This window comes from Streptomyces prasinopilosus (assembly GCF_001419695.1).
Classification (GTDB): domain Bacteria; phylum Actinomycetota; class Actinomycetes; order Streptomycetales; family Streptomycetaceae; genus Streptomyces; species Streptomyces prasinopilosus.
Map to the genome: position 1 here is coordinate 1 of NZ_LIRG01000075.1, position 9238 is coordinate 9238.

6 protein-coding genes and 1 pseudogene are annotated in these 9238 nt (G+C 72.2%); 3 read left to right on the forward strand and 4 right to left on the reverse strand.

Annotation, left to right across the window (positions count from 1 at the left end; translation table 11 throughout):
- Positions 1–63: 63 nt before the first annotated feature.
- The 3 genes from AOK18_RS30335 to AOK18_RS04720 form a co-directional block, all read right to left on the reverse strand.
- A complete protein-coding gene (locus AOK18_RS30335) occupies positions 64–432 on the reverse strand; it encodes an FmdB family zinc ribbon protein (protein ID WP_079104847.1) in 369 nt (122 codons plus the stop codon).
- Positions 433–784: 352 nt separating this feature from the next.
- On the reverse strand, positions 785–2077 hold the full coding sequence (locus AOK18_RS04715; RefSeq protein WP_055693477.1) for an MFS transporter: 1293 nt from the start codon (positions 2075–2077) through the stop codon (positions 785–787).
- 400 nt (positions 2078–2477) lie between these two features.
- Positions 2478–4028 (reverse strand): potassium/proton antiporter, encoded by a 1551-nt coding sequence (locus AOK18_RS04720; protein ID WP_055572767.1) that lies wholly within the window; start codon positions 4026–4028, stop codon positions 2478–2480.
- Positions 4029–4274: 246 nt separating this feature from the next.
- Between AOK18_RS04720 and AOK18_RS04725 the strand changes: the two genes are divergently transcribed.
- Positions 4275–7163: a penicillin acylase family protein gene (locus tag AOK18_RS04725; RefSeq protein WP_055693478.1), complete on the forward strand. Its 2889-nt coding sequence runs from the start codon at positions 4275–4277 to the stop codon at positions 7161–7163.
- A gap of 136 nt (positions 7164–7299) precedes the next feature.
- Here AOK18_RS04725 and AOK18_RS04730 read toward each other — a convergent pair whose 3' ends face one another.
- Positions 7300–7878, reverse strand: a complete 579-nt coding sequence (locus AOK18_RS04730) for a 5-formyltetrahydrofolate cyclo-ligase (protein WP_079104848.1) — start codon at positions 7876–7878, stop codon at positions 7300–7302.
- A gap of 131 nt (positions 7879–8009) precedes the next feature.
- Here AOK18_RS04730 and galU point away from each other — a divergent pair, with 131 nt between their 5' ends.
- The gene (galU, locus tag AOK18_RS04735; RefSeq protein ID WP_055572781.1) at positions 8010–8921 is read left to right on the forward strand and encodes a UTP--glucose-1-phosphate uridylyltransferase GalU; all 912 of its coding nucleotides are present in this window, start codon (positions 8010–8012) and stop codon (positions 8919–8921) included.
- Positions 8918–9238: pseudogene (locus AOK18_RS04740) on the forward strand (gephyrin-like molybdotransferase Glp); the annotation flags it as partial. The gene galU and the pseudogene AOK18_RS04740, both read left to right, overlap by 4 nt.

Sequence of the window (9238 nt, forward strand, 5' to 3'; positions counted from 1 at the left end):
ACCGGCCCGGGAACGCCGAGGGCCCCGTCGTCGGGGACGACGGGGCTCCGTGAGGACGCGGCCTCAGGCGGCGGTGCTGCCGGCGGTGCTGCTGGAACTGCCGGACCCGGACGCGGACCCGGAACCCGCGCTCGAACCGGAGCCCGAGGAGGACGCGGAGGAGGACGAGGACGAGGAGCCCGAGGAGTCCGAGGAGTCCGAGGAGCCCGTCGACGAGCCGGACGTCTTCGACGCCGGGGTGCTGCTCGACGAGGAGCCGCGGCTGTCGTTGCGGTAGAAACCGGAGCCCTTGAAGACGATGCCGACCGCCGAGAACACCTTCTTCAGGCGACCCTGGCAGTTCGGGCACTCGGTAAGAGCGTCATCGGTGAACTTCTGCACCGCCTCGAGGCCCTCGCCGCACTCGGTGCACTGGTACTGATAGGTGGGCACTGTCTTCCTCCTGGCACTCTCACTCGATGAGTGCTAACGATCGTCAATGGTAACCCGTGCCGCAAGTGATCGGCGTAACGCACGTCACCCCGCCGCGGACGGCGGCCGGAGCGCGACCGTCGTCAGGAGGGGTGGCCGTCCGCGCCCCGCGCGTGCCCCGGACGCACCGCGCGGCGCGGCTTCCCAGGCGGGGAGCCGTGCCGCGGCGTCGTCACGGCTCCGCGCGCCCGCGCGGACGAACCCGGCAGAGGCCCGCGCGGCGGCCCGGGAGTGCGTCACATCTCACTGATCGCCGCTCACCGCCCGCCGGTCCCCGAACCCGGAGCGCTGCTCACCGAACACCGCTCACCGCTCACTGATCGCCGATCGCGACGGAGTCGTGCCGGGTCGTGCCACGCGTGATCTCGCGGGTCGCCCGGGACGGCACCAGCCGCGACCGCAGGGCCAGCAGCGTCACCAGGGCGAGCACCGTGCCGCCCATCGGGACCAGGAACCCGGCACCGGACCAGAGGCGGTCCTCCAGCTGCCCGGAGACCGTGACCGCGGCCGCCTGGCCGAGGGCCACCGCGCCGGTCAGCCAGGTGAAGGCCTCGGTGCGGGCGCCGGCCGGGACCAGGTCGTCCACCAGGGTGTACCCGGTGATCAGGGCGGGCGCGATGCACATGCCGACCAGGAGGCCGAGCCCGCCGAGGAGCAGGGCCGAGTGGGCGGTCCACAGGGCGGAGGCGGTCACCGCGAGGGCCGCGTACGCGACGACGAGGCGCCGTTCGGGAGCGGCCTTCCAGGCGATGGCGCCGCAGGCGATGCCGGAGAGCATGTTCCCCGCGGCGAAGACGCCGTACAGGACGCCGTTCAGTCCGGGTTCGCCGATCGACTCGGTGTACGCGGCCAGGGACACCTGCATGCCGCCGAAGACGGAGCCGATGCCCAGGAAGGTGACGATCAGGACGCGCACCCCGGGGACGCGGAGCGCGGAGGCGTGCTCCACGCGCGCGTGCCCGCGGGCGGTCACCTCGGGCTGCGTGCCCTTCTGGGCGGCGAACAGCAGACCGCCGACCAGGGTCAGCCCGGCCTCGGTCACCAGGCCGGCCGCCGGGTCCACGGCCGTGCACAGGGCGGTGGCCAGCAGCGGTCCGACGACGAAGGTCAGCTCGTCGGTGACGGACTCGAAGGCCGCCGCCGTGGTCATCAGCGGGGAGTCCTTGAGCTTCACGCCCCAGCGGGCGCGCACCATGGGCCCGACCTGGGGCACCGAGGCGCCGGTGGGCACGGCCGCGGCGAACAGCGCCCACAGCGGGGCGCCGTTCAGCGCCAGCGCGGTCAGGGCCAGTCCGGACAGGGTGTGCAGCAGGACGCCGGGGACCAGGACGGCGCGCTGTCCGTAGCGGTCGGCGAGCCGGCCGCTGTAGGGCGCGAACACGGCCATGGAGACGCCGGTGGCCGCCGCGACGGCGCCGGCCGCGCCGTACGAGCCGGTGGTGTGCTGCACCAGCAGCACGATGGAGAGGGTGAGCATCGCGAACGGCTGGCGTGCCGCGAAGCCGGGGAGCAGGAACGTCCAGGCGCCGCGGGTGCGCAGCAGTCGGCCGTATCCCGGACGGGAGGTGGCCGCAGAGTCCTTCGACGTGGTGACCGTGGATGCCACGGCCCGTGCCTTTCTGCCGCCTGGTGGCGCGTGGGCCCTGGTGTCGGGCGCGCCGAGAGCTGTCCTCTTGCGCTGACTGCGGTAGATGCCGGTGCCACAGCTCAGGGCGTGCCGGCCGCCATACGGTCGCGCCAGCTCTGCGTCAGGCAGAGTTGGTTCGATCTGGGTACCGTTCGCATGGTACAGGCGGTTCCGGACGCAGGCGGTTCCAGGTGGCCGCGGGCGCCGGACGCCCCCGCTCCCGTGGAGGCGGGCACGGGGAGGCCGCACCCCCGCACGGGGAGGCCGCGCCCCCGCACGGGGAGGCCGCGCCCCCGCACGGGGAGGCCGCGCCCCCGCACGGGGCGGCCGCGCCCCCGCACGGGGCGGGGCACGGTCCGCCGGCGCCGGGAGCGACGTCTCAGTCCCCGGCTCCGCCCGCCCGGCCGTCTCCGGGGCGCGCCCCGTCCGTCCCCAGCCAGCCGGCCAGCTTGCCGCCGTGGTCCACCGCGCGCAGGCGGCGCTCGGCGGCGTCCCGGACCGGGTCGGTGGCGACGACGAGGAGTTCGTCCCCGTGCCGCAGCATCGTCGCCGGCCCCGGAACGAAGGAGGCGTCCCCACGCACGACGAGCGTGACGGCCGCCCCCTTCGGCAGCCGCAGTTCGCCGACCTCCACGCCGTGCATCCGCGACCCTTCCGGGATGCCCACCGACAGCAGGTGTCCGCGCAGCCGCTCCAGGGGCGCCGACTCGATGCCCAGGTCGGCGGCCTCCGCGTCCTCGCCGAGGCGCAGCTTGCGGGCCAGCCACGGCAGCGTCGGCCCCTGGACGAGCGTGTAGACGACGACCAGGACGAAGACGACGTTGAAGATCGACCGGCTGCCGGCGACCCCCTCCACCATCGGGATCGTCGCCAGGATGACGGGTACGGCGCCGCGCAGCCCCGCCCACGACATCAGCGCCTGCTCCTGCCAGCGCGTCCGGAACGGCGCCAGGCTCAGCACGACGCTCAGCGGGCGGGCCACCACGGTCAGCGCCAGCCCGATGATCAGGGCGGGCACGACGTCGTCGCCCAGTTCGTGCGGGGAGACCAGCAGGCCGAGCAGGACGAACATGCCGATCTGCGCGAGCCAGCCGAGTCCCTCGGCGAATCCGCGCGTGGCGGGCCAGTGCGGCAGCTTGGCGTTGCCCAGCACCATCGAGGCGAGGTAGACGGCCAGGAAGCCGCTGCCGTGGGCCATGGCGCCCGCCGCGTAGGCGGCGACGGCGATGGCCATGACGGCGATCGGGTAGAGGCCGGAGGCCGGCAGCGCCACGTGTCTGAGCCCCAGGGAGCCCAGCCAGCCCACCGCGAGTCCGATGACGGCGCCGATGGCCAGTTCCAGGGTGATCTCGCCGAGCAGGACGTACCAGTGCTCGATCGGTCCGGCCGTGGAGAAGGCGAGCACCAGGATGACCACGGGGGCGTCGTTGAAGCCGGACTCGGCCTCCAGCGTGCCCGTCACCCGCGAGGGCAGCGGGATGCGCCGCAGGACGGAGAAGACGGCCGCCGCGTCGGTCGAGGACACCACCGCGCCGATGATGAGCGCCTGCCGCCACTCCAGTCCGACCAGGAAGTGCGCCGCCGTGGCGGTGACGCCGACGCTCGCCGCGACGCCGACGGTCGCGAGGGCGGCGGAGGCGGGCAGGACGGGTCTGATCTCCGTCCACTTGGTGCCCAGGCCGCCCTCGGCCAGGATCACGACCAGGGCCGCGTATCCGATGACCTGCGTCAGCCCGGCGTCGTCGAAGTGGATGCCGCCGAGGCCGTCCTGGCCCATGGCGACGCCGATGCCCAGGTAGACGAGCAGGCTGGGGAGCCCGCTGCGCGAGGAGACCCGGACCGCCGCGACGGCGACGAGCAGGACCAGCGAGCAGACGAGCAGGAGCTGGTTGAGGTGGTGGACGGACGTGGACGTTCCCTTCCCTGGCACCCGCGCGGCGCGCCCGGGCTCCTGTCCGGGACCCGGGTGACCGGCGCGTTCACGGCGAACTGCTTCGTTACCTTACCTAACTCTTGACGTTTTCTTGACGCGTACCCCTGGCATCATCGAACGTCCGTCCGGGCTGCTACCCGACTCCGCGTCAAGTGGCACAAGGCCCTGCGCCTATCGTTGCTCCAGCGCTCAGTTAAAAGCACAGCCCGCCCTGCCGCTCGCGTAAGGACAGCAAGGACAGCGATGCCCCCCAATACCACCGCCTCCACGGGTCAGCAGCCCGGCAAGTCCGGCAGGAAGAAGGGGCGCAAAGCCCGCCTGATCGTGTTCGTCCTGGTGCTGGCACTGATCGGCGGTGTCGCCTACGGGGCGTACTGGTCGGTCAGCACCGTGCGTGCCTCCTTCCCGCAGACCAAGGGCTCGATCACCCTCGAAGGCCTGTCGGGTCCCGTCGACGTGAAGCGTGACGGCTACGGGATCCCGCAGATCTACGCCTCCTCCGACGAGGACCTGTTCATGGCGCAGGGCTACGTCCAGGCGCAGGACCGGTTCTACGAGATGGACGTCCGGCGGCACATGACCTCCGGGCGCCTGTCGGAGATGTTCGGCGAGAGCCAGGTCGAGACCGACGAGTTCCTGCGCACCCTGGGCTGGGACCGGGTCGCGAAGGAGGAGTACGAGAAGAAGCTCTCCCCGGCGACGAAGAAGTACCTCGACGCCTACGCCAAGGGCGTCAACGCCTACCTGGAGGGCAAGGACGGCGCCGCGATCTCCCTGGAGTACGCGGCGCTGGGCTTCACCAACGACTACAGGCCCGGCGCGTGGAAGCCGGTGGACTCCCTGGCCTGGCTGAAGGCGATGGCCTGGGACCTGCGCGGCAACATGCAGGACGAGATAGACCGCGCCCTGATGACCAGTCGCCTGGGCCCGGAGCAGATCGCCGACCTGTACCCGGCCTACCCGTACAGCCGGAACAAGCCGGTGGTGCAGGAGGGCCAGTACGACGAGCTCACCGGCACCTACGAGTCGGGCGGCACCGGTACGGGCGACGGCACCGGCACCGACCCGGGCACCGGCACCGGCACCGGCATCGACCCGGGCACGGGCACCGGCACGGACCCCGGCGCGGGCGCCGGAGCGGTGGACCCCGGCACCGGCGTGGAGGGCGCGTCCGGAGCGGGCACCGGGGACGGGACCGCGGGCGCGCCGGACGGGACCGCGGGCGCCGGGAGCGGCCTGGAGGGCCAGCTGTCGGGTCTCCAGCAGGTGCTGCAGGACCTGCCGACCGCCGTCGGCGTCAACGGCGACGGCATCGGCTCCAACTCCTGGGTCGTCTCCGGCAAGCACACCATCACCGGTGAGCCGCTGCTGGCCAACGACCCGCACCTGTCCCCCGCACTGCCGTCCGTCTGGTACCAGATGGGCCTGCACTGCCGCAGCGTCTCCGCCAAGTGCCAGTACGACGTCTCCGGCTACACCTTCGCGGGCCTGCCCGGTGTGATCATCGGCCACAACGCGGACATCGCCTGGGGCCTGACCAACTCCGGGGTCGACGTCACCGACCTCTACCTGGAGAAGGTCACCGGCGAGGGCTACCAGTACGGCGGCAAGGTGGTGCCGTTCACGTCCCGCGAGGAGACCATCAAGGTCGCCGGCGGCCCCTCCCGGAAGATCGTCGTCCGGGAGACCGGCAACGGCCCGCTGCTCTCCGACCGGTCCAAGGACCTGGTGCGGACCGGCAAGAAGGCCGGTGTCGACTCCGCCGCACCCGACCGGGGCGACGGCTACGGCGTCTCCCTGCGCTGGACCGCGCTGGACGCCGGACGCACCATGGACTCCGTCTTCGCGATCAACCGCGCGAAGGACTGGGACGACTTCCGCACGGCGGCCGCCCTGTTCGAGGTGCCCTCGCAGAACCTCGTCTACGCGGACACCGAGGGCCACATCGGCTACACGCTGCCCGGCCGCATCCCGGTCCGCGCGAAGGGCCACGACGGTTCCATCCCGGCACCCGGCTGGAACTCCGCGTACAAGTGGGCCGGCTGGATAGAACAGGACGAACTGCCCTACGAGTTCGACCCCGACCGCGGTTACATCGTCACCGCCAACCAGGCCGTCGTCGACCCCGACGCCTACCCGTACACCCTGACCACCGACTGGGGCTACGGCGCCCGCAGCCAGCGGATCAACGACCTGATCCAGTCGAAGATCAAGGACGGCGGCAAGATCTCCACCGACGACATGCGGCAGATGCAGCTCGACAACAGCAGCTCCATCGCCAAGCTGCTCGTGCCCGAACTGCTCAAGATCGACGTCAAGGACCCGGCCGTACGCGAGGCGCAGAAGCTGCTGGAGGGCTGGGACTACACCCAGGACGCCGACTCGGCGGCGGCCGCCTACTTCAACTCCGTCTGGCGCAACACCCTCAAGCTCGCCTTCGGCCACAAGCTGCCCAAGGAGGTGCGGGTCAAGGGCCAGTGCCTGTGGGTCGACCCGGTCGACCCGGTCGGCCCCGCCGAGGAGCGCGTCAAGGTCCGCGAGTGCGGGGTGCGCGAGGCGGACCAGGCCCAGCCCGACGGCGGCGACCGCTGGTTCGAGGTGGTCCGCACGCTGATGGAGGACGAGGACAGCGACTGGTGGACGACCCCCGAGTCCGGCCCCCGCGAGGGCGCGGAGAACCGTGACGAGCTGTTCCGGCGCGCCATGGTCGACGCGCGGTGGGAACTCACCGCCAAGCTCGGCAAGGACATCGACTCCTGGAGCTGGGGCAGGCTGCACCGCCTGTTCCTGAAGAACCAGACCCTGGGCACCGCCGGCCCCGGCTTCGTGAAGTACGCGCTCAACCGCGGCCCCTGGAAGCTCGGCGGCGGCGAGGCCACGGTCAACGCCACCGGCTGGAACGCCGCGGGCGGCTACGGAGTGGTGTGGGTGCCGTCGATGCGGATGGTGGTCAACCTCGGCGACCTCGACAAGTCGCGGTGGATCAACCTCACCGGCGCCTCCGGCCACGCCTACAACGCCCACTACGTCGACCAGACGGACAAGTGGGCCGACGGCGAACTGCTGGAGTGGGCCCACTCGGAGAAGGCGGTCGAGAAGAGCACCGAGGAGACCCTGCTGCTCAAGCCGTGAGCGGGCTCCCGGGCCCGGAGCGGGCCCGGGAGCCGGCCCCGGCCGGATCGCCCGTCGGTAAGGAAGCGGCCCCCACGCACACGCGTGGGGGCCGCTTCCCGTCGACCGGCTCAGCCGAACCGCCGTACCGACCGGCTCAGCCGAACCGGCGTACCCCCGACGGCGTGACCACCGCGTGCACCGGACGGTCGTGGGGCTCCTCGGGGACCCGCTCGAGGACCTCCGGGTCGTACAGCAGCACCACCAGCGCCGGGTGCGCGCCCGCGCGTTCCAGCCGGGCCAGCACCCGGTCGTACGAGCCCCCGCCGCGCCCCAGCCGCATCCCGCGCGCGTCGACGGCCAGGCCCGGCAGCAGCACCGCGTCCGCCCCGGTCACGGCGTCCGGCCCGAGGCGCTCCCCGGACGGTTCGAGCAGCGTCATCCGCCCGCCGCCGTGCCGCACGCGCGTGAGGGACCCCTCGCCGGTGTACGGCCCCCAGTCCAGGTCGTTGTCGGGGAGCAGGGCCGGCAGCAGTACGCGTACGCCCCGGGCGCGCAGCGCGTCGAGGAGCGCGGGCGTGCCGGGCTCACTCCCCACGGAGACGTATGCCGCCACCGTGCGCGCGTGCGCCAGCTCGGGCAGTGCGAGTGCGCGGCCGGCCAGCGCGGTCGCGCACTCCCGTACGTCATCCGCCGTCAACTTCCCCCTTGCCAGGAGGATTTCCCGTCGCAACATCCGCTTGACATGATCGTCCACGAGTTCGTTCCGTCCTCACTCTGTTCCCGTACCGTTCCAAGATGCTCATATGAGCTTTATGTGTGCGGAATACCGGATTCTCTGCGAAGCCAGCGGATATGGTGGCGGACATGACTCAGTCGCACCCTCGGATCAGCAAGGCTGTCATCCCCGCAGCGGGCCTCGGTACCCGGTTCCTGCCGGCCACCAAGGCCACTCCCAAGGAGATGCTGCCGGTCGTCGACAAGCCGGCGATCCAGTACGTGGTCGAAGAGGCCGCCGCCGCGGGCCTCGACGACGTCCTCATGGTGACGGGCCGCAACAAGCGCCCCCTGGAGGACCACTTCGACCGCAATTACGAACTGGAGTCCGCCCTCGGCCGGAAGGGCGACGCCGCCCGTCTCGCCAAGGTCCAGGAATCCAGCGACCTCGCGACGATGCACTACGTGCGCCAGGGCGACCCCAAAGGACTCGGGCACGCCGTCCTGTGCGCCGCCCCGCACGTCGGCGACGAGCCCTTCGCCGTCCTCCTCGGCGACGACCTGATCGACCCGCGCGACCCCCTGCTCCGGCGCATGATCGAGGTCCAGGAGCGGCACGGCGGCAGCGTCGTCGCGCTCATGGAGGTCGCCCCGGAGCAGATCCACCTCTACGGGTGCGCCGCCGTCGAGGCCACCACGGACTCCGACGTCGTCCGGGTCAGCGGCCTCGTCGAGAAGCCCGACGCCGCCGACGCCCCCTCCCACTACGCCGTCATCGGCCGCTACGTCCTCGACCCGGCCGTCTTCGGCATACTGCGGAAGACCGAGCCGGGCCGCGGCGGCGAGATCCAGCTCACCGACGCCCTCCAGCAGCTCGCGGCCGACGAGACGGTCGGCGGCCCGGTGCACGGCGTGGTCTTCAAGGGCCGCCGCTATGACACCGGCGACCGGGGCGACTACCTGCGTGCCATTGTCCGACTCGCGTGCGAACGTGAAGACCTGGGCCCGGACTTCCGGACCTGGCTCCGCCGTTACGTCACCGAGGAGATGCAGCAGCCTTGAGCACCGCCGCGCCCCGCACCGCAGGCCCGGACCACCTCTGGTCGGTGGACGAGCACCTGGACGACATCCTCGCCACCGTCCGCCCCCTGGAACCCATCGAGCTGCAGCTCCTCGACGCCCAGGGCTGCGTCCTGGTCGAGGACGTCACGGTGCCGGTGTCGCTGCCGCCGTTCGACAACAGCTCCATGGACGGGTACGCGGTACGGGTCGCGGACGTCGCGGGCGCGAGCGAGCGGTACCCGGCGGTCCTCGAGGTCGTCGGCGACGTCGCGGCCGGCCGGGCCGAACCGCTGCGGGTCGGCCCCGGCCAGGCCGCG

Excerpts from the sequence above, each read along its gene's own strand:
- AOK18_RS04725 (WP_055693478.1), top strand. The coding sequence starts at position 4,275 with ATGCCCCCCAATACCACCGCCTCCACGGGTCAGCAGCCCGGCAAGTCC.
- AOK18_RS04730 (WP_079104848.1), bottom strand. The coding sequence starts at position 7,878 with ATGTTGCGACGGGAAATCCTCCTGGCAAGGGGGAAGTTGACGGCGGAT.
- galU (WP_055572781.1), top strand. The coding sequence starts at position 8,010 with ATGACTCAGTCGCACCCTCGGATCAGCAAGGCTGTCATCCCCGCAGCG.